Origin of the sequence: Streptomyces sp. NBC_00224 (assembly GCF_041435195.1) — a bacterium.
Taxonomy (GTDB): domain Bacteria; phylum Actinomycetota; class Actinomycetes; order Streptomycetales; family Streptomycetaceae; genus Streptomyces.
On record NZ_CP108106.1, the window covers coordinates 5,826,006 to 5,848,904 of the forward strand.

Sequence of the window (22,899 nt, forward strand, 5' to 3'; positions counted from 1 at the left end):
GGCCCGCGGCCGAGTCCCGCTACCCCACCCGCCCGAACCGCTCCGCCCCCTGCACCATCAGCACCCCCACCCCCAGCACCAGCCAGACGAGCCCGACCACCTGCGCCGTGCGGGTGGCCTCCCACATCACCGCCACGATCACCGCCGCGCCGAGCAGCGGAAGCACCACATGCGTCAGCCAGTTGGGCGCGCCCTCCCGGCGGCGTACCGCGTACCAGCCGATCACCGACGCGTGCAGCAGCAGGAACGCCGTCAGCGCGCCCATGTCGACCACCGAGACCAGGTGGTCCATGCCGTCGTCGCGCCGGGCCGCCCAGACCGCCGCCACCATCGTCACCACGGCCGCCACCAGCAGCGCCGCGCGCGGTACGCCCGAGTCCGTGCGCGACAGGACCTTCGGCAGCCGCCGCTCGCGCGCCATCGCGAAGACGAGCCGCCCCGCCGCGGCCTGCCCGGCCAGCGCCGCGAACGCCGCCCCGATCGCCTTGCTCACCGCCACCAGATCGTGCAGCCAGGTGCCCACGGACGCCTCGACCATGTCGTAGAAGGCCGAGCCCTGCCTGCCCGGATCGGCCGCGAGCGCGGCCGACGAGGTCGGTGCGAGCAGCGCCGCCAGATACGTCTGCGCCACGAACAGCACGCCCGCCAGCGCCAGACAGAACAGCACCGCGCGCGCGACCTTCTCCGAGCCCCCCGTCACCTCCTCCGCGAAGGAGGCGATCGCGTCGAAGCCCAGGTACGAGAGCACCGCCACCGACACCGCACTGAGCACCGCCGCGAGCGAGAACCCGGCGTCCCCGCCGAGCGGCGACAGCCAGTCGCGCTCGGCCCCGTCCCGTACGAGCACGACGACCGCCGCGACCACGAACACCAGCAGGACGACGATCTCCATCGCGAGCACCGCGAACCCGACCCGCGCCGCCGCTCGTACCCCCCAGAGGTTGAGCGCCGTGGTGATCACCACGGCCAACGCGGTCCACACCCACCGGGACACCTCCGGGACCAGCGAGTGCATCGCGATTCCGGAGAAGAGGTACGCGACGGCCGGGATCAGCAGATAGTCGAGCATCGCCATCCAGCCCGCGATGAACCCCGCTCCCTCGCCGAGCCCCGCGCGCGCGTAGGCGAAGACCGAGCCCGCCTGTGGGGCGACGCGCACCATCTGGGCGTAGCTGAATGCGGTGAACGCCATGGCGACGGTCGACACGACGTAGACCAGCGCTACGGCGCCGTGGGACTTCGCGTCGAGCGTGCCGAAGATGCCGACGGGCGCCATCGGGGCGATGAACAGCAGCCCGTACACGACAAGGTCACGGAACCCGAGGCTGCGCCGCAGCCCGCCGTCCCGAGGCACCCGCCGCCCGCTCTCCTCGCTCGCCCCGCTCTCCTCACGCCGCGCACTCATGCGGCCAGTCTCGTCGGCCGGACGATCTTTGGCCCGTCGGGCAGGGCAGGGGTGTCGGACCCCGGCCGTACCATGGAGCGCATGACTGCAACGCCTGCCCGCCGTGTCCTGCTCGCAGCACCCCGTGGCTACTGCGCGGGTGTGGACCGCGCCGTGATCGCCGTCGAGAAGGCCCTGGAGCAGTACGGGTCACCGATCTACGTCCGGCACGAGATCGTCCACAACAAGTACGTCGTGCAGACCCTGGAGAAGAAGGGCGCGATCTTCGTCGAGGAGACGGCGGAGGTCCCCGAGGGCTCGATCGTCATGTTCTCGGCGCACGGCGTGGCGCCGACCGTGCACGAGGAGGCGGCCGAGCGGAAGCTCGCCACCATCGACGCGACCTGCCCCCTGGTCACCAAGGTGCACAAGGAGGCCGTCCGGTTCGCCAACGAGGACTACGACATCCTCCTGATCGGCCACGAGGGCCACGAGGAGGTCATCGGCACCTCCGGCGAGGCCCCCGACCACATCACGCTGGTCGACGGCCCCGAGGACGTGGCGAACGTCGAGGTCCGCGACGACTCGAAGGTCGTCTGGCTCTCCCAGACGACGCTCTCGGTCGACGAGACCATGGAGACGGTGGACGCGCTCAAGCAGAAGTTCCCGCTGCTCATCTCCCCGCCGAGCGACGACATCTGCTACGCGACGCAGAACCGCCAGATCGCGGTGAAGCAGATGGGCGCGGACGCGGACCTGGTCATCGTCGTCGGCTCCAAGAACTCCTCGAACTCGGTCCGTCTGGTCGAGGTCGCCCTCGGCGCGGGCGCGCGCGACGCCCATCTGGTGGACTTCGCCGACGAGATCGACGAGGCGTGGCTGGAGGGCGTGAGCACGGTCGGCCTCACCTCCGGCGCGTCCGTCCCCGAGGTCCTGGTCGAGGGCGTACTGGAGTGGCTCGCCCAGCGCGGCTTCGAGGACGTCGAGCTCGTCAAGGCGGCGGAGGAGTCGATCACGTTCTCGCTGCCGAAGGAGCTCCGCCGCGATCTGCGCGCGGAGGCGGCGGAGCTGTCCGGGAAGTAGCGGTACAACGGTCCCGCGGCACCCGGAAGGCAGTGTGGAACGCCTGGTCATGGGCGTTCTACGGGTGACTGTCAGTGCCCGGCCGTAACGTGGTGTCCATGAACGTGTTCGGAGTGGACATCGGCGGGTCCGGGATCAAGGGCGCTCCCGTGGACCTGGAGCGCGGCGACCTGACCCAGGAGCGGTACAAGGTCCTGACCCCGCACCCCGCGACGCCCGAAGCGGTGGCGGACGGCGTCGCGGAGGTGGTCGGCCAGTTCGGCTGGTCGGGCCCGGTCGGCATCACCTTCCCGGGGGTCGTCACGGGCAACACGATCAGAACGGCGGCCAATGTCGCCCGCGAGTGGATAGGCGTGGACGGGGCGCGGCTGCTCGGCGACCGCCTGGGCGGCCTGCCGGTGACGGTGATGAACGACGCGGACGCGGCGGGCGTGGCCGAGATGAGCTTCGGCGCGGGCCGGGGCCGCAAGGGCACGGTGATCCTGCTGACGTTCGGTACGGGCATCGGCAGCGCGCTCTTCCTCGACGGCCGCCTGGTGCCCAACACCGAGCTCGGCCATCTGGAGCTGCACGGCCACGACGCGGAGAAGCGTGCCTCGACCAAGGCCAAGGAGGACGAGGACCTGACCTGGTCCCACTGGGCCCACCGCGTCCAGAAGTACCTGGCCCACGTCGAGATGCTGTTCTCGCCGGAGCTCTTCATCATCGGCGGGGGCGTGAGCCGCAAGGCCGACAAGTTCCTGCCGCTGATCGAGGGGATCCGGGCGGAGCTGGTCCCGGCGGAGCTGCAGAACAACGCGGGGATCGTGGGGGCGGCGATGACGGCGGCCCGCCGGTAGCGACGGCGCCGCGTTCTGGCTACCGCCGGGGCCCGGGTCCGGCGGGCCGCGTCCTGCGCCGCCCCATCAGCCGCAGCTTCCGTACGCTCGCGATCAGGCCCGCCACCAGCGTGCCGCCGTACAGCCAGCCGGCGTGCAGGGCCAGGGCGGTGACCACGGCCATGGCCTGGCCGCCGAAGCCGCCGGAGCCGCCCGCGATGGGCACGATGCCGAACGCGAAGGCGATCGGGACGCTGATGGGCGCACTCACCAGGTCGGCGGGACGCACCCAGAGCGCGGTGACGGCGCTCACCGGCAGGAACAGCACGCCGTACACGGCGGGCGAGCCGTCGAAGATCAGCCAGTCCAGGCAGCCGAGCAGAAACATGACGGCCGCCGCGAACAGCCCTCCGCCGAGCCCCGTGAGTCGGGGCTGGGGAAGCCGGCGCAGGGCCAGTACGAACGGCGGGGCGGGGCGGGCCGCCACCCGGTACACGGCGGCCGCCTCCCCGGCGGCGGCCTGCGGCCCGAGCGGCGCCCGCCCGGAGGTACGGCCGGGCGCGCGTCCGGCCGGGCCGTCGGCCGTGCGTGCTCGCTGTCCGGGCTGCGGGGTGCGCGTCCTGTATTGCTCCACCGCACCAACGTAGGTCGCAACAGGGGAGGAACCACCCGTGGGACACGCCCTTTGGGTGAGCTTGGCGTTGCGTTCGACGCGAAACCGCCCCTGGAGGCGGTAAGGCGGGGTCGGCGCCGACCCGGTGAGGGCCGTCGCCGACGGCACGGCGCGCCCGTAAACTGGTGAGTCGGCCCCCATCCGCGGGGGCGTCGGCCCCCGGCCCGGGGGCGGACGGACCACCACCCTCGTACCGGGAAGTCGCCAACGTGTCGCTCACGATCGGAATCGTCGGTCTGCCGAATGTCGGCAAGTCGACCCTGTTCAACGCCCTGACCAAGAACGACGTGCTGGCGGCCAACTACCCGTTCGCCACCATCGAGCCGAACGTCGGCGTCGTCGGCGTCCCCGACGCCCGCCTCGCGGTCCTCGCGGGCATCTTCGGCTCGCAGAAGATCCTCCCGGCGACGGTCGACTTCGTCGACATCGCGGGCATCGTGCGCGGCGCCTCGGAGGGTGAGGGCCTGGGCAACAAGTTCCTGGCGAACATCCGCGAGTCGGACGCCATCTGCCAGGTCATCCGCGCCTTCGCGGACGAGAACGTCGTCCACGTCGACGGCAAGGTCTCGCCGAAGGACGACATCGAGACGATCAACACCGAGCTGATCCTCGCCGACCTCCAGTCCATCGAGAAGGCGGAGCCCCGGCTGACGAAGGAGTCCCGCCTCCAGAAGGAGAAGGTCGCGGTCCTCGCGGCCGTCGTCGAGGCCAAGGCGATCCTCGAAGCCGGCGACACCCTCTTCTCCAAGGGCATCACCAAGGGCACCGAGCGCGGCGACCTCCTCCACGAGCTGCACCTGCTGACCACGAAGCCGTTCCTCTACGTCTTCAACGTCGACGAGGACGAGCTGACGGACGACGCCTTCAAGGACGAGCAGCGCGCGCTGGTCGCCCCGGCCGAGGCGATCTTCCTGAACGCCAAGCTGGAGGCGGAGCTCATCGAGCTCGACGACGACGAGGCCCTCGAACTCCTCCAGTCGGTCGGCCAGGACGAGCCGGGCATGGCCACCCTGGGCCGCGTCGGCTTCGACACCCTGGGCCTGCAGACGTACCTGACGGCCGGCCCGAAGGAAACCCGCGCCTGGACCATCAAGAAGGGCGCCACCGCCCCCGAGGCGGCCGGCGTGATCCACACCGACTTCCAGCGCGGCTTCATCAAGGCCGAGGTCATCTCCTTCGCCGACCTCGTCGACTGCGGCTCGGTGGCCGAAGCCCGCGCCAAGGGCAAGGCGCGGATGGAGGGCAAGGACTACGTCATGCAGGACGGCGACGTAGTCGAATTCCGGTTCAACGTGTAGCTAGTCGTGTACTGGGCGTTAACTGATTAGTCAAACGTGCAGGTAAGAAGGGGTCGGACTCCGTTGAGTCCGACCCCTCCGTCGTCACCGTGCTGGATGGGTGCTGGATGGTCTGACGCGGGGTCAGTGGCGATCAGGTCTCGTAAACGGTGGACCGGTGTCCCACGTGAACGACCCAGATCACCAGCTCCCCGTTGTCGATCGTGTAGACGACGCGGTAGTCGCCGACGCGCAGGCGGCGACGTTCGGGCTGGGACACGAGTGCGGTGGTGTTGAAGCCGAGGGGGTCGGTTTCCAACTCGGTCAGCTTGGCCAGGATGCGCAGCGCCATGTCGCGAGGGATCTTCCGGAGTTCGGCCTGCGCCTCGGGGCGGAAGACGGTTCGGTACTCACTCACTGCGCGCCAGCGTCTCCCTCATGATGTCCTCGATCGGGATGCCGGGTGCGGGGTTGGCTACGCGCTCGTCGATGATCCGATTGATCTCGCGCTCTTCCCACTCCTGGTACTTGCGCAGTACGTCGATGGAGACGACGGCGGCGACTTCCTTGCCCCGGCGCGTGATCACTGTGGGCACATCGTCGCGGTCTGCGCGCTCCACGACCTCCGCCAAGTGTGCACGCACGTCGCGGATGGACTCTATGGGCAGTGGCTGCGTCATGCGCTCAAGCGTACCGAGTGTCCCATGTGTACACAACGGGCCGGTGGTGGCGGACAGGATCCCCTCGACGCGGTCGCGCGTGCTGGATGTGCGGCGCTGGGGCGACAAGCATGAAGACCAGCACTCCGTCGATCAGCTCGGTATGGCGGGGGGTGTCTCCGGGAGGCTGTCCAGGTCCTCCGCGAACCAGCCTTCCGCGCGCGGCGGGCGCATCCAGTCGGGCAGTGCGGTCATGGCTTCACCGTACCGGCTCCGGGCCGACGAGAGCCGGGTCTTCCCCGGGACCGGATCGGGGCCGGTCGCCGCCCCCCGACTGTGATCGAATTCCAACCGTGACCCCATTCGCCATACCCTCCCGCCCCCTCCGTATCGCCGCCGCCCAGGCCCCCGTCGCCGCCGGTGATGTCGTCGCCAATGCCGACACCGCCGCCCGGCTCGTCCGGGCCGCCGGGGGCGGTGGGGCACGGGTCGTCGTGCTTGCCGAGAAATTCCTCACCGGGTACGAGCCCGAGCTCATCCGGGCCGATCCCGAGCGGTGCGCCGTGAACGGGCTCGGCGACCCCCGCCTCGCTCCCGTCGTGGCCGCCTGTCGGGAGAGCGGGGTGGTCGCGGTCGTCGGGGCCGCGGTGTACGACGGCGGGGAGCTGTTCGTATCCGCTCTGGTCGTCGACGGAGGCGGGGTCCGCGCGCGGTACGACAAGCAGACGCTGTTCAAGGCGGAGCGGGCCGTGTATCGGCATGGGGCTGCTGGTCTCACCCTTGACGTGGATGGGTGGCGGCTCGGGCTCGGGGTCTGTTACGACTCCGGCTTTCCCGAGCACGCTCGGGCGGCGGCGCTGGACGGCTGCCACGCGTACGTGGTGGGCGCGCTGTTCGGTGTCGGCAACGGGTACCACGAGTCGCGGATCTGGTTCCCCGCCCGGGCCTTCGACAACACGGTGTACGCGGTGCTCGCCAACCACGTCGGACGGACGGGGGAGTGGGAGACCTGCGGGAGCAGTGCGGTGTGGGGGCCGGACGGACGGGTTGTGGCGGAAGCGGGCGCCCGGGACGAGGAGATCGTCTTCGCCGATCTGACCCCCGACGCCCTGCACGCTGCCCGCGAGGCTGAGCCGATGCTGCGGGATCTGTGGGATACCTCAGTGATGCCCAGGCGTGCGGTACGGGCGGCGGCTACTCCACCCGTACCGCCCCCCTAGGCTCCAGCCCGTCAACCCGCCGCCAACCCCGTCTTCAGCCCCGCCCCGCACAGCGGAACCACCGCGTCACGCCCCCCGAGGGAGGACGGCGACGCGGTGACCGCCGCCCAGCACGCCACCCCCGTCGACTCGACGAACAGCCCGCGGCCGGCGAGGTCGCGCTGGGCCGCGCGGATCTGGTCCTCGGTCACCGTCAGGAACGTGCCGCCCGATTCGCGTACCGCTCGCAGGATCTGGCGGCCCCGGGGCGGGCGTGGGATCGCGATGCCCTCGGCCAGTGTGTCGGCCGCCTCCGCGTCCGCGGGATCCTCCGCCCCCGCCCGGAACGCCGCCGCCAGCGGCGACACCGCCTCCGCCTGGACCGCGACCAGGGCGGGGCGCTCGGGGATCAGGCCGTGCGCGTACAGCTCGGCCGTGGCGAGTGCGGCGCCGAGCAGCAGGGTGCCGTTGCCGACCGGGACGACGATCGCGCCGGGCAGCCTGCCGCCCAGCTCCTCCCACAGCTCGTAGACATACGTCTTGGTGCCGTGCAGGAAGTACGGGTTGAAGACGTGCGAGGCGTAGAACGTGCCGGGGGTGTCGGCGGCCGCGCGGGCGACGCGGGCGGTGGCCTCCCGGTCGCCGGGGACGCGCTCGACCCGGGCCCCGTGCGCCCCGATCTGCTCGACCTTCTTCGGCGAGGTGGCCTCGGGCACGTACACGGTGCACGGCAGCCCGGCCCGGGCCAGATACGCGGCGAACGACGTGCCCGCGTTGCCGCTGCTGTCGGCGATCACGCGCTCGGGCGCCAGCCGCCGGGCCAGCTCGGCGAGCACGACCGCGCCCCGGTCCTTGAAGGACAGCGTCGGCATCAGGAAGTCCAGCTTGGCCGAGACCGTGTCGGTGAGCGGCACCAGCGGTGTGCACCCCTCGCCCAGGGTGACCGGCGGCGGCCCGTCGAGCGGCAGGGCCTCCGCGTACCGCCACAGCGAACCGACGCGCCCCGCAAGCGACTTCAGCTCCACGGCCCCGGCGGCGAAGTCCAGGTCCCACGGGCCCCCACAGGCCGGGCAGCACCAGGGGGCGGCGGCCTCGACGGGGGCCCGGGTGCCGTCCCGGGGGCAGCGGTATGCCGCCGCGCTCGCGCCGGAGGGCTGGGAAGGGTGCGTGTTCGTGCGTGTCATACGGCGACCCTAGAACGTCGCTTGTGACGTCGAGTCAGGTCGGGTGGCTCACGGGTGCTCGCCCGCCCCGAACCCGGCCGGGCCGCCGCCCGGCCGCTGCCCGGACGCACTCCGTCCGCTTCGGCGCCGACCCCCCGTCGGCTCCCGCGTACGATTCGCGCAGCAGTTCGCTGACCTCGACGAGGAGCCCTCACCCGTGGACATACCGCCGCCGCCCGCGCCCGAGCCGCCTCCGCAGCCGGGCCAGGGCCACGGCCCCGGCTGGCCGCCGCCCCTACCAGGGCCGCAGCAGCCCTGGTACCCGTATCCGCAGGCGTACCCGCAGCCGTTCCAGGAGCCGGTCAAGACCAGCGGTCTGGCCATCGCCTCGCTGGTCACCGGCATCGTCTGCTGTGTGCCGCCGCTCGGTCTGGTCCTGGGCGTGCTCGCCCTGGGGCGGATCAGGAAGAGGGGGCAGGGCGGTAAGGGCATGGCGATCACCGGTGTGGTGCTCTCCGCGATCAGTACGGTCCTGGCGGTCGTCCTCGTGGTGAGCGGCGCGGTGAGCGCGTTCTGGGACGGGTTCCGCGACGGTATCGACGAGGTCAAGAGCACGCGCAGCACCATGGACCTGCGCAAGGGCGACTGCTTCGACGTCCCCGGCGGCGAGCTGGAGCGCGAGGTCGTGAACGTGACCGTCGTGCCGTGTGCCGGGCCGCACGACGGCGAGGTCTCCGGCTCCTTCAAGCTGGACGGCTCCTCCTTCCCGGGCGACAAGGCGATCACCGCGCTCGCCGACCGCAAGTGCTGGGCCGTCGAGCAGGAGTACGCGATGGACAGCTGGGCGCTGCCGGTCGAGGCCGAGTCGTACTACTACACACCGAGCAGCCGCAGCTGGCGGCTCGGCGACCACTCGGTCACCTGCTCCTTCGCCACCACGAGCGGCAAGCTCAAGGGCTCGGTGCGCAATGACGCCCGCCGTCTGGACGCCGACCAGATGACCTATCTGCGCTCCGCCAACGCCTATGACCGGGTGCTGGCCGCAGGCCCCGACCGGGACCGGGTCGAGGACGACCTGCCCGCCTTCAAGAAGTGGGCCGGGCAGGTCTCCCAGGTGCTGGGCCAGGAGAGCGCCCGGCTGCGCGAGCGCAGCTGGCCCGCCGCCGCGGACGCGCGGGTGCGCGCCCGCGCCAAGGAGACCGAGCTGGCGGGCAAGGAGTGGGCGAAGGCGGCCGGGGCCGCCGACACCGACGCCTTCTACCTCCACTCGGGCGCGGCGGACCGCGCCCTGCGGCAGGCCACCGAGGTCGCCGCGCGGGGCGCCCTGCACCTGGCCACCACACCGCCCGCGACCGACTCCGGGGACAGCGGCGGCGGTTCGGGCGGCGCCGACGGCGGTACGGACAGCGGCGGCACCGAGGACGGGTCGAGCTCGGGAACGGGGAGCGGAACCGGAGGCGACGGTTCCAAGGCGGTCTGAGGCGGGTAGTCCTACCGGCGGTATCCCCTGGGCACGGGCAGGTCATCACTTCGAGTGAAACTGTGGCCTTGGCTTGCGGCGCACAACCCACGGTTGCCACGCTGTTGCAGTCTGTCAACCTGATGGGAGTGGCCAGTGACTTTCGGTGAGCAGCCGGCTTATCTGCGCGTAGCCAGCGATCTCCGGCAGAAAATCGTCAGTGGTTCACTGCCGCCGCATACCCGCCTCCCCTCGCAGGCCCGCATCCGCGAGGAGTACGGCGTCTCCGACACGGTCGCCCTGGAGGCCCGCAAGGTCCTGATGGCCGAGGGTCTGGTCGAGGGCCGCTCCGGGTCGGGTACGTATGTGAGGGAGCGCCCCGTCCCGCGCCGCGTGGCCCGCTCCGGGTTCCGCCCGGCCAAGGGGGCCAGCCCGTTCCGCCAGGAGCAGGCCGAGGACGGCACCCGGGGCACCTGGGAGTCGAGCAGTGAGCAGGAGGACGCGTCCGCCGAGATCGCCGAGCGGCTCGGCATCCCCCCTGGAGACCGGGTGATGCGCACCCGGTACCTGTACCGGGACGCGGGTGAGCAGATGATGCTCTCCACGTCCTGGGAGCCGCTCGCGGTGACCGGGCGCACGCCCGTGATGCTCCCCGAGGAGGGGCCGCTCGGGGGGTGCGGCGTCGTCGAGCGGATGGCCGCGATCGACGTGGTGGTGGACAACGTGGTGGAGGAGGTCGGCGCACGCCCGGGGCTTGCGGAGGAGCTCCTGGCGCTCGGCGGCGTCCCGGGCCATGTGGTGCTCGTCATCGAGCGGACGTACTACGCGTCGGGGCGCGCGGTGGAGACGGCCGACGTCGTCGTCCCCGCCGACCGGTACCGGATCGCCTACCACCTTCCGGTGAAGTAGGTGACGTAGCTGAAGCGGGTGAAGTAGCGGTGTCGGCGGTGGGCTGATCCGGCGTCAACTCCCGTAACGGGGGCGCACTCGAAGGAGTGCGCCCCCGCTGTCTTGCCCTTGCGTGGCCGGATCCGTCTCTCTTTGTGTAAACGCGGATCCGCTGAGTGAAGGTCAGGCGTAGGCTCGGGCATATGCGGAATGCGGTTTCCTGGGGATCTTCACAGACCTGCACGCCGACAGCGGGAGGGGCGCGATGAACGACGGTGGCGTGGTGCTTTCCTGGCAGGTCATACGGCAGGACGACAACGGCAACCGCTACCGCGTCGGCAGGTACGCCACCCGGGCCGAGGCCCAGAAGATCGTCGACAGCCTCGATGACCTGGGACATCACCGGCTCTACTGGGTCGAGAGGATCACCCAGCCGGCGCAGTAGCGGGGCGCCCCGGTGGGTGCGGACGGGGGCGCGGGCCGGACGACGGCCCGCCGGACCGGACCCCGCCGGGAGCGGGTTACGCTCCGGCGCATGGACGTTCGTGTGGTGGTCGCCGGAGCCGTGTTCGACAGGGGCAGGCTGCTCGCCGCGCGCCGCAGCGCCCCGCCCGAGCTGGCCGGGCGCTGGGAGCTGCCCGGCGGCAAGGTGGAGCCGGGTGAGCACCCCGAGGACGCCCTGGTGCGCGAGTTGCGCGAGGAACTGGGCGTGGAGGCCCGGCCGCTGGAGCGGATCCCGGGGGAGTGGCCGCTGAAGCCGGGCCTGGTGCTGCGGGTGTGGACCGCCCGTCTGGTCTCCGGCGAGCCCCGGCCCCTGGAGGACCACGACGCCCTGCGCTGGCTCGCCCCCGACGAGACGGACGAGGTCGACTGGCTGCCGCAGGACCGGCCTGCGGTGGCGGAGGCCGCGCGCATGCTGGCGGCGGGCATCAGGGCGGCGCGGGAGGGCGCGGCGGGCCGCTGAGCGTCCCTCCGTCCCCGTACGCCCCTACGCCGTTCGTGCCACCATGCGCCCCATCAGGGGATAGCTGACCCCAAATATCGGGTATGTGGCTATTAATCCTTCTAAACCCCCCGAAGAATCGGATGCGGGTGAGCGGCGTGATCGACACCTCCGGCGGCTGTGCCGAGTGGACCTTCCCGGCGGAGGCCAACGCCGTGCGCACCGCGCGCCACGCCGTCCGGGACACGCTGCGCGGCTGGGCGCTGGACCCGGCCGTCAGCGATGTGGCGGTGCTGCTGGTCAGTGAGCTCGTGACCAATTCCCTGCGGTACGCGTCGGGGCCCATCGGCGTCCGGATGGGACGGCTGGACCCCGGCGCCCTGCTGGTGGAGGTCTCCGACCCGCTGCCGGAAGAGCCCGTTCAGCGGGACACCGGACCGGACGACGAAGGGGGCCGGGGGCTTCAGTTGGTGGCTTGTTCTGCACGGCGCTGGGGGACCAGGCGCGGCAGGACGGGCAAGACCGTGTGGTTCGAGCTGGCTCTGCCGGGTTAGAAGGAGGTAGGGACGAACGATCACCACCTCTTCGGACGCCGAAGTCGGAAGACGGCCGGAAAAGAACGAGACCGGGATGTGATCGTGAACGCCGTGCCGGTGGGGGCCGTAGTACTGAATACTGCGGTCAAGGCCGGTCCGGTGCGGTGAGCTGGAGGGGACGGTCGCGTGAGCGAGATACCTGAGACGGCTGGCGGCGTCGTGTGGCAGAGCAGCCCGCCTGGCTCGATCTATGACTACATCAGGGTCGCCTCGTTCTCGATCGGGCCCGACGGGCTGATCGAGCAATGGAGTCTGCGGGCCGAGGAGCAGTTCGGCCTGTCCGCCCGCGAGGTCGTGGGAATCGACCCGGTCGACGCCTTCATGCCGCCTGAGCTGCGCTCCCAAGGTCACCGACGGGTCACCGAGATCCTGGACGGGCGCGAGTGGACCGGCCTGGTCCCGTTCCGCACGCCGGAGAGGGACGGCCGGCACGGGCTCGCCGAGCTGTATGTGATGCCGAGCGAGACGGCGGCCGGGGAGCGCGGCGCGCTCTGTATCGTCGTCGACGTCCGGGCGCTGCGCGGCATAGAGACGGATCTCGCGGCCTCGCAGGCCATTTTCGGCCAATCTCCCTTCGGCTTCCTGCTGTTCGGGACGGACCTCACCGTCCTGCGCGCCAACAGGCGCTTCGCCACCGTCTTCGGCGGCGAACCCGACGAGCACCGCGGCCGCACCGTCCACGACTACCTGAACCGCGCCGAGGCCGACCGGATGGCCGCCGCCCTCCAGCGCGTCCTCGACACCGGCGAGGCCGTCACCGACCTCCAGCTCGTCGGCACCGCGCCCGGCGACCCGGCCCGCCGCCACTGGTCGATCAACCTCTACCGGGTGCACAGCGGCACCGGCCGGCCCATCGGCGTCGCCAGCCTCGGCATCGATGTGACCCGCCGTCACAACGCCGCCCGCGAAGCCGCCGACGCCCGTCGCAACCTCGCCCTGCTCAACGAGGCGGGCAACCGGATCGGGAACTCCCTCGACCTGGAGACCACCGCCCGCGAACTCCTCGACGTCGCCGTCCCCGGCTTCTGCGACCTGGCCTCCGTCGACCTCTACCAGGCACTGCTCGCCGGGGACGAAGCCATCCAGAGCCGCGCCGACGGCAGCGCCGAGCTGCGCCGGGTCGCCTTCGCCAGCGCGGTCTCGGACGCACCGCCCACCCTCACCGGCGCCACCGCCCCGATCGCGTCCGTCTCCGTGGGAGACGTCCATCGCTACCCCTTCCACTCGCCCTGCGCCGGCGCCCTGCGCACCGGCCGCCTCCACGCCGTACCGGGCGGCGAGGGCAGCCTGGTGCACACCACGCTCGCCGTCCCGATGGTCGCCCACGACACCGTCGTCGGCCTCGTCCAGTTCTCCCGCGCCAAGGGCAGCGAGCCCTTCGGCGACCGCGACCGCGCCCTCGCCACCGAACTCGCCTCCCGCGCCGCCGTCTGCATCGACAACGCCCGCCTCTACCGGAGGGAGCACGAGCGCGCGCTGATACTGCAGCGCTCCCTGCTCCCGCCCGGCGACCCCGAGGCCGCCGGGCTGGACATCGCCTGCCGCTATCTGCCGGGCAACGCCGCCACCGAGGTCGGCGGCGACTGGTTCGACGTCATCGAACTCCCCGGCCACCGCACCGCCCTGGTGGTCGGCGACGTGATGGGCCGCGGTCTGCGGGCCGCCGTCGCCATGGGTGAACTGCGCACCGCCGTACGGACCCTGGCCATGCTCGACCTGGAGCCCGCCGAGGTGCTCTCGCACCTGGACGAGATCGCCCGGGGCCTGGGCGACCCCGGCGGCCCCGACCGCGCGGGTGGCGGGAACCGGCGCGGCCGCCCCGGCTCCCGCGCCGCCCACAAGTCCCGCGAGGCCGACCTCTCCGAGGTCTATCTGGCGACCTGTGTGTACGCCGTGTACGACCCGGTGACGCGGCGCTGCTCCATCGCCAACGCGGGCCATCTGCCGCCGGTCCTGGTCGAGCCCGGAGAGCCCGCGCTGTTCCTGGACATGCCGCCCGGGCTGCCGCTCGGCGTGGGCGGGGAGCCGTTCGAGGAGATCGAGGTCGACCTCCCCGAGGGCGCCCTGCTCGCGCTCTACACCGACGGTCTCGTCGAGTCCCGCGACCACCCCCTGGACGAGGGCCTGCGGGCCTTCCGCAAGGCCATCAGCGACCCGGTCGCGGGCCTGGAGGACGTCTGCGACCAGGTCCTCAACACCCTCGACACCCGCCACGGCGAGGACGACATCGCCCTGCTCATGGCCCGTATCCAGGGCCTGCCCACGGACGCCGTCGGCGACTGGCGGCTGCCGCGCTCGCCGCGCTCGGTCGGCCGCGCCCGCGAGCTCGCCCGCACCCAGCTGCTCGCCTGGGACCTCGACGACCTCGTCGACACCACCGAGCTGCTGGTCAGTGAACTCGTCACCAACGCCCTGCGGTACGGCGAGGGCGAGGTGCGGCTCCGGCTGCTGCGGGACCGCACCCTCGTGTGCGAGGTGTGGGACGCGGGTCTGGTCCAGCCGAGACGGCGGCGGGCCCGGGACACGGACGAGGGTGGCCGGGGGCTCCAGCTCGTCGGCCTGCTGAGCGCGGCGTGGGGCTCGCGCCGCACCCCGCGCGGCAAGACGGTCTGGTTCGAACTCGCCCTTCCGGACGGGGAGTCCAGCCCCGTGGCCGAGCTGACGGAGGAGCAGCTGCTCAGCATGTTCTGACCCGGGGGCGCTCATCCCCGGGGCGGCACGCCGTAGGGCCGTCGACCGCCGACGCGCCGCCCCTGCGTCGGGCCGCTTCGACCTCCCGCCCCTACGTCGTCGCCTTCAGTGCCGCCAGCCGTGCCTCCACCTCCGCCGTGTCGCCCGGGGCGTCCAGCTGCTCGAACTGGGCGTCCAGGAACGAGGCGGCGAGCTCCCGCGTGCCCCGCGCCCGTGCCTCCTCGCGCCGCACCTTGTCCTCGAAGCGGGGTATCTCGCCGGCCGGGTCGAGCAGAGCGACGCTCTCCAGTCCGTCCAGCAGTTGGCTCCGCGCCCGCGCCGCGTCGGCCGGGGCCGCCAACTCGCCCTGCTCCGCTCTCAGTACGTCCAGCTGGGACTTCATCCGGGCCAGGCCGGACTTGAGTCTGTCCACCACCTCCGTCTGCGCGGCGATCGTCGGCTCCGCCGCCCGCGCCTCGTTCTCCGACTGCACCTGTCTGCCCAACGCCACTTTGGCGAGGCGGTCGAACCGGTCGGCGTCGTCCGCGGAGCCGTCCGCGCGCAGCCCGTCGGCCTTCCTGCTGGCCGCGACCGCCTGGTCGCCCCACTCCTTGGCGGCGGCCAGGTCCTCCACCCGGTCCTGCTCCATCAGGCGCACGTCGCCGACGGCCGAGGCCACGGCCTGCTCCGCCTCCGCGATGGTGCTCGTGTACTCCCGTATCAGCTGGTCCAGCATCTTCTGCGGGTCCTCGGCCTGGTCGAGGAGCGCGTTGACGTTGGCCTTCGCCAGCCGGCCGACCCGGCCCAGTACCGACTGCCTGTCGTTCATGGCTCTTCTCCTTGCGCCGGTCCGCTTCCTGCTTCTGGAACACCGCCCGTTCCTGCTTCTGATACACCGCCCGGCCCGTTCAGGTTCCCGTTCAGGTTCCCATTCTTCTCGAAGGTCCCCGGGCCGTGCTCGTAGGCCTGTACGTCCGCTTCCGCGAGGCTCCACGCCTGCTGCGCCAGGGCGTCCGCCCGCCGCACCTCGGCGAGGCCGCCCGGCGCGTCCGGCCCGGCCGTCTCGTCGGCCTGTGCGAGGTGGCGCCGGGCCTCCGCGAGCCGGGTGCGGGCCGCGCTGCCGACCGCGTCCCGGTGGGTGGTGACGTAGGCGTCCGCCGCCGCGACGGCCGAGCCGGCCGTGAGCACCGCCCAATCCAGGAGCGCGCGGGAGCGTGCCGCGCCGCCCTTGCGCTCCCGTACGCCCGCAAGGGCCGTGTCCAGGGCCTCATCCAGGGCCTCCTCCGCCTCCCCGACCCGGCGCAGCGCGTCGATCGGGTCGTACGGGCTGGCCGCCCGCGCCCGCCCGACGCCCACGAGCACCGTCTCGGCCCGGGCGACCCGATCGCGCAGGCCGACGGGGGACCCAGGGGCGCCTTCTGGCAGCCCGCGCGCCTGCGACGTGCCTTCCAGTCCTTCCAGCAGGCCTCGCGCCTCCGTCAGGGCCGCCTCCGTCCCGGTGAGCGCGGCGGGCAACCGCTCCTCGGCGTCCGCGAGTTCCCGGCCCCGCCGGTCGATCGCGTCCACCAGCGTGGCCGTCCGGGCGACGGCGCCCTCGGCGGCGCGCACTTGCGCCGCGGCCTCGCCCCGGTCCTCCGCGTCGAGGGCCTGGCGGGCCGCGTTGAGGCAGGCAGTGGCGGAGACCAGGTGTTCCTTGGCCTCCTCGACATGGGTCGCGACCGGCGCGGTCGCGGACTCCGCGTACCGCTGGTGCAGCGCGGTCAGCGTCGAGTCCGCCGCGGCCGTACGCCCGGTGAGCGTGCGGAAGGCCGTCTCGACGGCTTCCAGCGCCCGCGGGGCGTCGCGCTCCAGGTCGCGCAGCGCGTCGAAGGACTCCGACTCGGCGTCGAGCCGCCGCCCGGCCGCCGCGCACCGCGAGACGATCTCCCGCAGCATCCGCCGCCGAGCCGCCCCGCCCTCCTCCGGCAGCTCCGGCTCGTCGGGCGGGGCGGGGCCCTCCGGCAGGGCGAGCCCCTCCGGCGGCGGGTCGTCGTCGAGCTGCTGGCGCAGCCGGAACGCGGTGGCCAGTTCGGACCTGGCGTACGCGAGGGCCTGCGCGAACGGCCGGGCCGCCTCATCCCCGAACTGTGCGACGGCGAAACCCAGTTCCTCGTCACTCGTACGGATGGCGTCATCGGTGGCGACCAGGGTCCGGTCCGCCTCGGCCTCCAAGGCGGCGAGGTCCTGCGGCGGCGCCGGATCCCGCTCCCACCCCTGCGCACCCGCGCCCTGGGCGCTCGCGGGTGTGGTCCGGGTGGCGGCCCGCCGCTTCCTGCGCGCGTACGCGTACCCGGCGACCGCGCCCGCGGCGGCGAGGACGACGACCGGCAGGACGTAGTCGCTGGCCGAGAAGGAGCCGTCGTGCCGGGTGGGTTCGGCCAGGGCGGCGTCCAGCCCCTCGGCCGCGCCGATCGCGGCCCCCGCCCAGTCGCCGCGCCGCAGGGCGGGCTCGACCGACTCGCGGGCCACCGCGCCGAGCGTCTGGTCGCTGAGCCGGAAGTACTGGTCGACCGAGTACGCGTACTGCCGCGACCCGGTGGCGACGGCCAGCAGGACGTCGTCTCGGCCGAGCCCGTTCTTCTGCGCGGTGGTGTCGGCCCAGTCCTGGGCGGTGCGGCCGGAGAAGTCGTCCACGTACACCGCGAAGAGCTGGACGAGGCGGTCCTCGTGGAGGCGGTCGAGCGCGGCGGTCACCTGCGGCGCGCGGCCGGCGAGCGCGTGCGCGTGGTCGGTGATCAGCCCGTTCGAGGCGAGCGTCACCGGGTCCTCGGCGTGCGCGGACCCCGCGCCGGGCAGTGCCGTCCAGCACGTGGCCAGCAACACGGCCACGAGGGCCCGGACGGCCCGGGCGGCAATGCGGGGCCCGGTGCGACTGACACGCGGCGTCACATTTGTGAGCGTATGGCGGTATCTGCCGCTCCGCGACCGGGCGGGAGCCGCCGGACCGGGGAATCCGCGCCCCGCTCGTTAGGCAGCACGCCACCGGGAGGTCATACTTCCACGGCACACTGACAGTCAGGGGTACACGTGCGGACAGCTATATCGGCCGGAGTGGAAGGCCTGCGCCGGTGGCTCCGGCGCCCGGCGCGGACGTGGGTGCGGCGTGCCGCGCTGGCGGCCGTGCTCCTGGTGATGGCGCCCATGGTGGTCGGCGCGGTGGCGCTGCGCAGCAGCTACGCGGGCGACCCCGGCGACGGCACCAGAACGCGCGGCCGGGACGCCATCTGGCTCGGCCACGCCTGGGTCGACGGCCGCAAGGGCGACCGCGACCTGGACGCCTTCGCCGCGCGCGTACGGGAGACGGGGATACACGACCTGTACGTCCACGCCGGACCCCTGGAGCACGACGGGTCGCTGCCCGCTGCCCGCTTCCCCAAGGCGCGCTGGCTGGTCGACGGCGTGCACCGCAGGCTGCCCGGCGTGCGCGTCCAGGCCTGGCTCGGCGACAAGCTCGCCACCGAGGGCCCCAGGGGGCTGCGTCTGGAGCGTCCGGCCACCCGCGCCGCGATGGTGGACTCGTCCCGCCGGGCCCTGGCGGGCGGCGGGTTCGACGGCGTGCACTTCGACCTGGAGCCGATGCCCTCGGGCAACCGTCACTTCCTCGAACTGCTCGACGCGGTGCGGCCCGTGACGCGCGCGCACCACGCGACGCTGTCGGTCGCCGCGCACCAGATCGACCCGGTGCCCAGGCTGCACTCGGCCGCCCGCAAGATCGCCGGGCACCCCAAGTGGTGGTCGCAGGCGTACTTCGGGCAGGTGGCCAAGCGCGTCGACCAGATCGCCGTCATGTCGTACGACACCTCGATGCCGCTGGAGAGCCTCTACGGCGGCTATGTCGCCCAGCAGGCCTCGCTGGCGCTCGAAGTGACGCCCAAGGACACCGATCTGCTGATGGGGCTGCCGTTCTTCCAGACGGAGACCATGGGCCACCACGCCTCGGCCGAGACGGTCAAGGCGGCCGTGCGTGGAGTGCGTCTGGGGCTCGGCCGCACCGACCGCCACCGCGAGCACTTCGGCGTGGCCCTCTATGTCGACTTCACCGCGCGCGACCGGGACTGGGCCGCGTACGACAAGGACTGGAACTAGTAGTACGGCAGCGGCGGGGCCCGGCATCCACTGATGCCGGGCCCCGCCCCGTTTCGCGCGGCCGCGGCTAACTCCCGGACCGGCGCCCGATCTTGTTGCCCAGCCAGACCAGCGGGTCGTACTTGCGGTCCACCGCCCGCTCCTTGAGCGGGATCAGCGCATTGTCGGTGATCTTGATGTGCTCGGGGCAGACCTCCGTGCAGCACTTGGTGATGTTGCAGTAGCCCAGGCCGTGCTCGTCCTGGGCGGTGCGCTTGCGGTCCAGGCCCGTCTCGTCCGCCGCGTCCAGCGGATGCATGTCCAGCTCCGCGATCCGCATCAGGAAGCGCGGGCCCGCGAAGGCGGCCTTGTTCTCCTCGTGGTCGCGCACCACGTGGCAGGTGTCCTGGCACAGGAAGCACTCGATGCACTTGCGGAACTCCTGCGAGCGCTCCACATCGACCTGCTGCATCCGGTACTCGCCGGCCGCGACCCCCTTCGGGGGAACGAAGGCGGGAACTTCCCGGGCCTTCTCGTAGTTGAAGGTGACGTCGGTCACCAGGTCGCGGACGACCGGGAACGCCCGCAGCGGGGTGACCGTGATCGTCTCCTCTTGCGAGAAGACCGACATCCGGGTCATGCACAGCAGCCGGGGCCGCCCGTTGATCTCCGCCGAGCACGAACCGCACTTGCCCGCCTTGCAGTTCCAGCGCACGGCCAGGTCCGGGACCTGGGTCGCCTGGAGCCGGTGGATGATGTCGAGGACCACCTCGCCCTCGTTCACCTCCACCTTGAAGTCCTCCAGGGCGCCGCCGCCGGTGTCGCCCCGCCAGACCCGGAAGCTCGCGTCATACGTGGTCACTCGTAGAGCTCCTCTTCGGCGAGGTACTTGACCAGCTCCTCCTTCTCGAAGAGGGCGAGCAGGTCGGCACGGATGGGTTCGGTCTCTTCGCGTACGAGCCGGATCTGGCCCCGGACCGGGTCGGTGGCCGCGAGCTCCGCGGTGGGGTCGGCCAGCCGGCACAGCAGGTTCGCGCGCCGCCAGCCGCGGTCCATCGCGGGCCAGTCCTCGCGGGTGTGGCCGCCCCGGCTCTCGGTGCGCTCCAGGGCCGCGCGCGCCACGCACTCGCTGACCAGGAGCATGTTCCGCAGGTCGAGGGCGAGGTGCCAGCCCGGGTTGAACTGGCGGTGCCCCTCCACCCCGGCCCGCCGGGCCCGTACGCGCAGCTCGGCCAGCTTCTCCAGGGCCTGCCGCATCTCAGCGTCCCGGCGGATGATGCCGACGAGGTCGTTCATGGCCTGCTGGAGCTCCTGGTGGAGGGTGTACGGGTTCTCCGGCGCCGCGCCCTCCTGGGGCTCGGCGCTGAACGGCCGCAGCGCCTCCGCCGCCGCCAGGTCCACCTGGGTCTCGTCGACGCCCGGGCGGGCGCCGGCCAGGGCCGAGGCGTACTCGGCGGCGTGCAGCCCCGCGCGGCGGCCGAAGACCAGCAGGTCGGAGAGGGAATTGCCGCCCAGGCGGTTGGAGCCGTGCATCCCGCCGGCCACCTCGCCCGCGGCGAACAGACCGGGCACCCCGCGCGCGGCCGCGGTGTCCGACTCGACGGCGATGCCGCCCATCACGTAGTGGCAGGTCGGGCCGACCTCCATCGGCTCGGCCGTGATGTCGACGTCGGCCAGCTCCTTGAACTGGTGGTGCATGGAGGGCAGCCGGCGCCGGATGACCTCGGCGGGCATCCGCGTCGACACGTCGAGGAAGACGCCGCCGTGCGGGGAGCCGCGGCCCGCCTTCACCTCGGAGTTGATGGCGCGGGCCACCTCGTCGCGGGGGAGCAGCTCGGGCGGGCGGCGGTTGTGGTCCGGGTCCTCGTACCAGCGGTCGCCCTCCGCCTCGGACTCCGCGTACTTCTCCTTGAAGACGTCCGGCACGTAGTCGAACATGAAGCGCTTGCCCTCGGAGTTGCGCAGCACCCCGCCGTCGCCGCGGACCGACTCGGTGACCAGGATGCCCTTGACCGAGGGCGGCCAGACCATGCCCGTGGGGTGGAACTGCACGAACTCCATGTTCAGCAGCGGGGCCCCGGCGAGCAGCGCGAGCGCGTGGCCGTCGCCGGTGTACTCCCACGAGTTCGAGGTCACCTTGAAGGACTTGCCGATGCCGCCGGTCGACAGGACCACGGCCGGGGCCTCCAGGACGAAGAACCGGCCGGAGTCGCGCTCGTAGCAGAAGGCGCCCGAGACGCGGTCGCCTTCCTTCAGTACGCGGGTGACCGTGCACTCCTGGAAGACCTTCAACCGGGCCTCGTAGTCGCCGAATTCGCGCTTGTCGTCCTGCTGGAGCGAGACGATCTTCTGCTGGAGGGTGCGGATGAGCTCCAGGCCGGTGCGGTCACCGACATGGGCCAGGCGCGGGTACTCGTGGCCGCCGAAGTTGCGCTGGGAGATCCGGCCGTCCGGCGTACGGTCGAAGAGGGCGCCCCAGGTCTCCAGCTCCCACACCCGGTCGGGCGCCTCGCGCGCGTGGAGCTCGGCCATCCGCCACTGGTTGAGGAACTTGCCGCCGCGCATGGTGTCGCGGAAGTGGACCTGCCAGTTGTCGCCGGAGTTCACATTGCCCATGGAGGCGGCGATGCCGCCCTCGGCCATCACCGTGTGGGCCTTGCCGAAGAGGGACTTGCAGATCACCGCGGTGCGGGCGCCCTGTTCCCGGGCCTCGATGGCGGCCCGCAGGCCCGCACCGCCCGCGCCCACCACGACGACGTCCCACTGCTGCCGTTCGAGCTGCGTCATCAGAAGAACCTCGGATCGTCGAACGCCCCGGTGGCGAGGAAGTACACGTACAGGTCGGCCAGCGAGACACTGATCAACGAGGCCCAGGCGAGCAGCATGTGATGGCGGTTCAGCTTCCCCGCCCAGCCCCACAGCCGGTAGCGCACCGGATGCTTGGAGAAGTGCCGCAGCTTGCCGCCGACGATGTGCCGGCAGGAATGGCAGGAGAGGGTGTACGCCCAGATCAGCACGATGTTGACGGTGAAGATCAGGGTGCCGAGGCCCATGTGGCCCCACCGGTACTGCTCGTCGCGGTAGGCGAGCACCGCGTCGTACGTGAGGAACGCGGCGACCGGCAGCGCGAAGTAGAACGTGTACCGGTGGATGTTCTGGATGACGAGCGGGAAGCGGGTCTCGCCCGAGTACTTCTTGTGCGGCTCGGCCACCGCGCAGGCGGGCGGCGAGGCCCAGAAGCCCCGGTAGTAGGCCTTGCGGTAGTAGTAGCAGGTGCCGCGGAAGGCGAGCGGGAAGATCAGGATCAGCAGGGCGGGGGAGAGGCCCCACCAGCTGCCGATGAGGTCGGCGTTCGGGCCGCCCCGCATCGGGACGCAGTTGTCGGCGACGCACGGCGAGTAGAAGGGCGAGACGTACGGAGCCGCGTAGTAGTCGTCGTTCACGAAGGCCCGCCAGGTCGAGTAGACGACGAAGGCGAGCAGTCCGGCGGCGGTCACGGCCGGCGCCAGCCACCAGCGGTCGGTGCGCAGATGGCGGGGCGCGATGGCGGCGCGCGAGGCGTCGTGAACGCCGGTCAGCGGTTGGGGTTCGGTGCCTGTGGCCAACAGTGGCTCCAGTCGCGTGAGTCAGGGGGCGCGCCGGGCGCGGGCGCCCAGACCTTCGTCGTCCGAGTCCGTCCACAGTGAGGCGTCGTACGGCGTGTCCGGGATGGTGACCAGGTCGGGGCGGGCCTCGGCGGTATGGGGAGCGGTCTCGCGCAGCAGCGCGACGCTCTCGCGCAGATGGTCGGTGTCGGTCCGTACCCGCCGGATGTCCAGGCCGCCTTCGCCGACCTGTTTCTCCAGCCGCCCCACCGACCTGACCAGGTCGTCGAGACAGCGCTGGACCGACGTCAACTCGTCGTGCAGGGACATGGCGTGCCCTACCTTCCGCACTAGCGGGCGGTGACCGGTCGTTCCGGAGGGCGACCTCCGGATCCCCCC

22 protein-coding genes and 1 pseudogene are annotated in these 22,899 nt (G+C 72.2%); 11 read left to right on the plus strand and 12 right to left on the minus strand.

Annotation, left to right across the window (positions count from 1 at the left end):
* Positions 1 to 19 precede the first annotated feature (19 nt).
* Complete coding sequence (locus tag OG965_RS26095) at positions 20 to 1,405, minus strand: APC family permease (protein WP_371654485.1); 1,386 nt, start codon at positions 1,403 to 1,405, stop codon at positions 20 to 22.
* Between the two features lie 72 nt (positions 1,406 to 1,477).
* Between OG965_RS26095 and OG965_RS26100 the strand changes: the two genes are divergently transcribed.
* Together OG965_RS26100 and ppgK are read left to right on the plus strand one after the other, a co-directional pair.
* Positions 1,478 to 2,467, plus strand: a complete 990-nt coding sequence (locus OG965_RS26100; RefSeq protein WP_371654486.1) for a 4-hydroxy-3-methylbut-2-enyl diphosphate reductase — start codon at positions 1,478 to 1,480, stop codon at positions 2,465 to 2,467.
* 98 nt (positions 2,468 to 2,565) lie between these two features.
* Positions 2,566 to 3,306, plus strand: a complete 741-nt coding sequence (gene ppgK, locus OG965_RS26105) for a polyphosphate--glucose phosphotransferase (RefSeq protein ID WP_371654487.1) — start codon at positions 2,566 to 2,568, stop codon at positions 3,304 to 3,306.
* A gap of 19 nt (positions 3,307 to 3,325) precedes the next feature.
* On the opposite strand, the gene OG965_RS26110 is transcribed toward ppgK, so the two are convergent.
* A complete protein-coding gene (locus OG965_RS26110) occupies positions 3,326 to 3,919 on the minus strand; it encodes a DUF6542 domain-containing protein (protein WP_371654488.1) in 594 nt (197 codons plus the stop codon).
* A 248-nt stretch (positions 3,920 to 4,167) separates the two neighbouring features.
* On the opposite strand from OG965_RS26110, the gene ychF reads away from it, so the two are divergent.
* Entirely contained in the window at positions 4,168 to 5,256 is a 1,089-nt protein-coding gene (gene ychF, locus OG965_RS26115) for a redox-regulated ATPase YchF (protein WP_371654489.1), read from the plus strand.
* A 133-nt stretch (positions 5,257 to 5,389) separates the two neighbouring features.
* Here the strand turns inward: ychF and OG965_RS26120 are convergent, their stop codons facing one another.
* From OG965_RS26120 to OG965_RS26130, 3 genes and pseudogenes are all read right to left on the minus strand, one after another.
* On the minus strand, positions 5,390 to 5,653 hold the full coding sequence (locus OG965_RS26120) for a type II toxin-antitoxin system RelE/ParE family toxin (protein ID WP_099130288.1): 264 nt from the start codon (positions 5,651 to 5,653) through the stop codon (positions 5,390 to 5,392).
* Positions 5,646 to 5,915 carry a type II toxin-antitoxin system Phd/YefM family antitoxin gene (locus OG965_RS26125; RefSeq protein ID WP_371654490.1) on the minus strand — a complete coding sequence of 90 codons (270 nt, stop codon included), beginning with the start codon at positions 5,913 to 5,915 and terminating at the stop codon, positions 5,646 to 5,648. The genes OG965_RS26120 and OG965_RS26125 overlap by 8 nt, the downstream gene beginning before the upstream one ends.
* Positions 5,916 to 6,021: 106 nt before the next feature.
* Positions 6,022 to 6,149 (minus strand): annotated as a pseudogene (locus OG965_RS26130) (Uma2 family endonuclease); the annotation flags it as partial.
* A gap of 98 nt (positions 6,150 to 6,247) precedes the next feature.
* Between OG965_RS26130 and OG965_RS26135 the strand changes: the two are divergent.
* Positions 6,248 to 7,114, plus strand: a complete 867-nt coding sequence (locus OG965_RS26135) for a carbon-nitrogen hydrolase family protein (RefSeq protein ID WP_371654491.1) — start codon at positions 6,248 to 6,250, stop codon at positions 7,112 to 7,114.
* Positions 7,115 to 7,125: 11 nt separating this feature from the next.
* Here the strand turns inward: OG965_RS26135 and OG965_RS26140 are convergent, their stop codons facing one another.
* Complete coding sequence (locus OG965_RS26140; RefSeq protein WP_371654492.1) at positions 7,126 to 8,277, minus strand: threonine synthase; 1,152 nt, start codon at positions 8,275 to 8,277, stop codon at positions 7,126 to 7,128.
* A 196-nt stretch (positions 8,278 to 8,473) separates the two neighbouring features.
* Here OG965_RS26140 and OG965_RS26145 point away from each other — a divergent pair, with 196 nt between their 5' ends.
* The 6 genes from OG965_RS26145 (at position 8,474) to OG965_RS26170 (ending at position 14,833) form a co-directional block, all read left to right on the plus strand.
* A complete protein-coding gene (locus OG965_RS26145) occupies positions 8,474 to 9,736 on the plus strand; it encodes a DUF4190 domain-containing protein (RefSeq protein ID WP_371654493.1) in 1,263 nt (420 codons plus the stop codon).
* Positions 9,737 to 9,871: 135 nt separating this feature from the next.
* Positions 9,872 to 10,624, plus strand: a complete 753-nt coding sequence (locus OG965_RS26150) for a GntR family transcriptional regulator (RefSeq protein WP_371654494.1) — start codon at positions 9,872 to 9,874, stop codon at positions 10,622 to 10,624.
* A gap of 244 nt (positions 10,625 to 10,868) precedes the next feature.
* Positions 10,869 to 11,048: an SPOR domain-containing protein gene (locus OG965_RS26155; protein ID WP_371654495.1), complete on the plus strand. Its 180-nt coding sequence runs from the start codon at positions 10,869 to 10,871 to the stop codon at positions 11,046 to 11,048.
* Between the two features lie 90 nt (positions 11,049 to 11,138).
* Positions 11,139 to 11,567, plus strand: coding sequence for a (deoxy)nucleoside triphosphate pyrophosphohydrolase (locus OG965_RS26160; RefSeq protein WP_371654496.1), 429 nt, complete (start codon positions 11,139 to 11,141; stop codon positions 11,565 to 11,567).
* Positions 11,568 to 11,695: 128 nt separating this feature from the next.
* Positions 11,696 to 12,100, plus strand: coding sequence for an ATP-binding protein (locus OG965_RS26165; protein ID WP_371654497.1), 405 nt, complete (start codon positions 11,696 to 11,698; stop codon positions 12,098 to 12,100).
* 168 nt (positions 12,101 to 12,268) lie between these two features.
* The gene (locus OG965_RS26170) at positions 12,269 to 14,833 is read left to right on the plus strand and encodes a SpoIIE family protein phosphatase (protein WP_371654498.1); all 2,565 of its coding nucleotides are present in this window, start codon (positions 12,269 to 12,271) and stop codon (positions 14,831 to 14,833) included.
* 91 nt (positions 14,834 to 14,924) lie between these two features.
* Here OG965_RS26170 and OG965_RS26175 read toward each other — a convergent pair whose 3' ends face one another.
* Both OG965_RS26175 and OG965_RS26180 read right to left on the minus strand, forming a co-directional pair.
* Positions 14,925 to 15,641, minus strand: a complete 717-nt coding sequence (locus tag OG965_RS26175) for a PspA/IM30 family protein (RefSeq protein ID WP_371654499.1) — start codon at positions 15,639 to 15,641, stop codon at positions 14,925 to 14,927.
* Entirely contained in the window at positions 15,638 to 17,740 is a 2,103-nt protein-coding gene (locus OG965_RS26180) for a TPM domain-containing protein (RefSeq protein WP_371654500.1), read from the minus strand. Before OG965_RS26180 ends, OG965_RS26175 begins: the two co-directional genes overlap by 4 nt.
* Before the next feature lie 243 nt (positions 17,741 to 17,983).
* On the opposite strand from OG965_RS26180, the gene OG965_RS26185 reads away from it, so the two are divergent.
* On the plus strand, positions 17,984 to 18,937 hold the full coding sequence (locus OG965_RS26185; RefSeq protein WP_371657063.1) for a glycosyl hydrolase family 18 protein: 954 nt from the start codon (positions 17,984 to 17,986) through the stop codon (positions 18,935 to 18,937).
* Positions 18,938 to 19,004: 67 nt separating this feature from the next.
* Here the strand turns inward: OG965_RS26185 and OG965_RS26190 are convergent, their stop codons facing one another.
* Genes OG965_RS26190 through OG965_RS26205 form a run of 4 tightly spaced genes read right to left on the minus strand, consistent with a single transcriptional unit; the run spans position 19,005 to position 22,830 of the window.
* Complete coding sequence (locus OG965_RS26190; RefSeq protein ID WP_371654501.1) at positions 19,005 to 19,778, minus strand: succinate dehydrogenase/fumarate reductase iron-sulfur subunit; 774 nt, start codon at positions 19,776 to 19,778, stop codon at positions 19,005 to 19,007.
* Complete coding sequence (locus tag OG965_RS26195; RefSeq protein WP_371654502.1) at positions 19,775 to 21,703, minus strand: fumarate reductase/succinate dehydrogenase flavoprotein subunit; 1,929 nt, start codon at positions 21,701 to 21,703, stop codon at positions 19,775 to 19,777. Before OG965_RS26195 ends, OG965_RS26190 begins: the two co-directional genes overlap by 4 nt.
* Positions 21,703 to 22,521, minus strand: a complete 819-nt coding sequence (locus OG965_RS26200; protein ID WP_371654503.1) for a hypothetical protein — start codon at positions 22,519 to 22,521, stop codon at positions 21,703 to 21,705. Before OG965_RS26200 ends, OG965_RS26195 begins: the two co-directional genes overlap by 1 nt.
* A gap of 21 nt (positions 22,522 to 22,542) precedes the next feature.
* On the minus strand, positions 22,543 to 22,830 hold the full coding sequence (locus OG965_RS26205) for a hypothetical protein (protein ID WP_371654504.1): 288 nt from the start codon (positions 22,828 to 22,830) through the stop codon (positions 22,543 to 22,545).
* Positions 22,831 to 22,899: the final 69 nt, after the last annotated feature.

Coding starts and splice junctions, on each gene's coding strand:
- ppgK (WP_371654487.1), top strand. CDS start 2,566: ATGAACGTGTTCGGAGTGGACATCGGCGGGTCCGGGATCAAGGGCGCT.
- OG965_RS26125 (WP_371654490.1), bottom strand. CDS start 5,915: ATGACGCAGCCACTGCCCATAGAGTCCATCCGCGACGTGCGTGCACAC.
- OG965_RS26100 (WP_371654486.1), top strand. CDS start 1,478: ATGGAGCGCATGACTGCAACGCCTGCCCGCCGTGTCCTGCTCGCAGCA.
- OG965_RS26175 (WP_371654499.1), bottom strand. CDS start 15,641: ATGAACGACAGGCAGTCGGTACTGGGCCGGGTCGGCCGGCTGGCGAAG.
- OG965_RS26160 (WP_371654496.1), top strand. CDS start 11,139: ATGGACGTTCGTGTGGTGGTCGCCGGAGCCGTGTTCGACAGGGGCAGG.
- OG965_RS26155 (WP_371654495.1), top strand. CDS start 10,869: ATGAACGACGGTGGCGTGGTGCTTTCCTGGCAGGTCATACGGCAGGAC.
- OG965_RS26205 (WP_371654504.1), bottom strand. CDS start 22,830: ATGTCCCTGCACGACGAGTTGACGTCGGTCCAGCGCTGTCTCGACGAC.
- OG965_RS26140 (WP_371654492.1), bottom strand. CDS start 8,277: ATGACACGCACGAACACGCACCCTTCCCAGCCCTCCGGCGCGAGCGCG.
- OG965_RS26095 (WP_371654485.1), bottom strand. CDS start 1,405: ATGAGTGCGCGGCGTGAGGAGAGCGGGGCGAGCGAGGAGAGCGGGCGG.
- OG965_RS26195 (WP_371654502.1), bottom strand. CDS start 21,703: ATGACGCAGCTCGAACGGCAGCAGTGGGACGTCGTCGTGGTGGGCGCG.
- OG965_RS26185 (WP_371657063.1), top strand. CDS start 17,984: ATGGCGCCCATGGTGGTCGGCGCGGTGGCGCTGCGCAGCAGCTACGCG.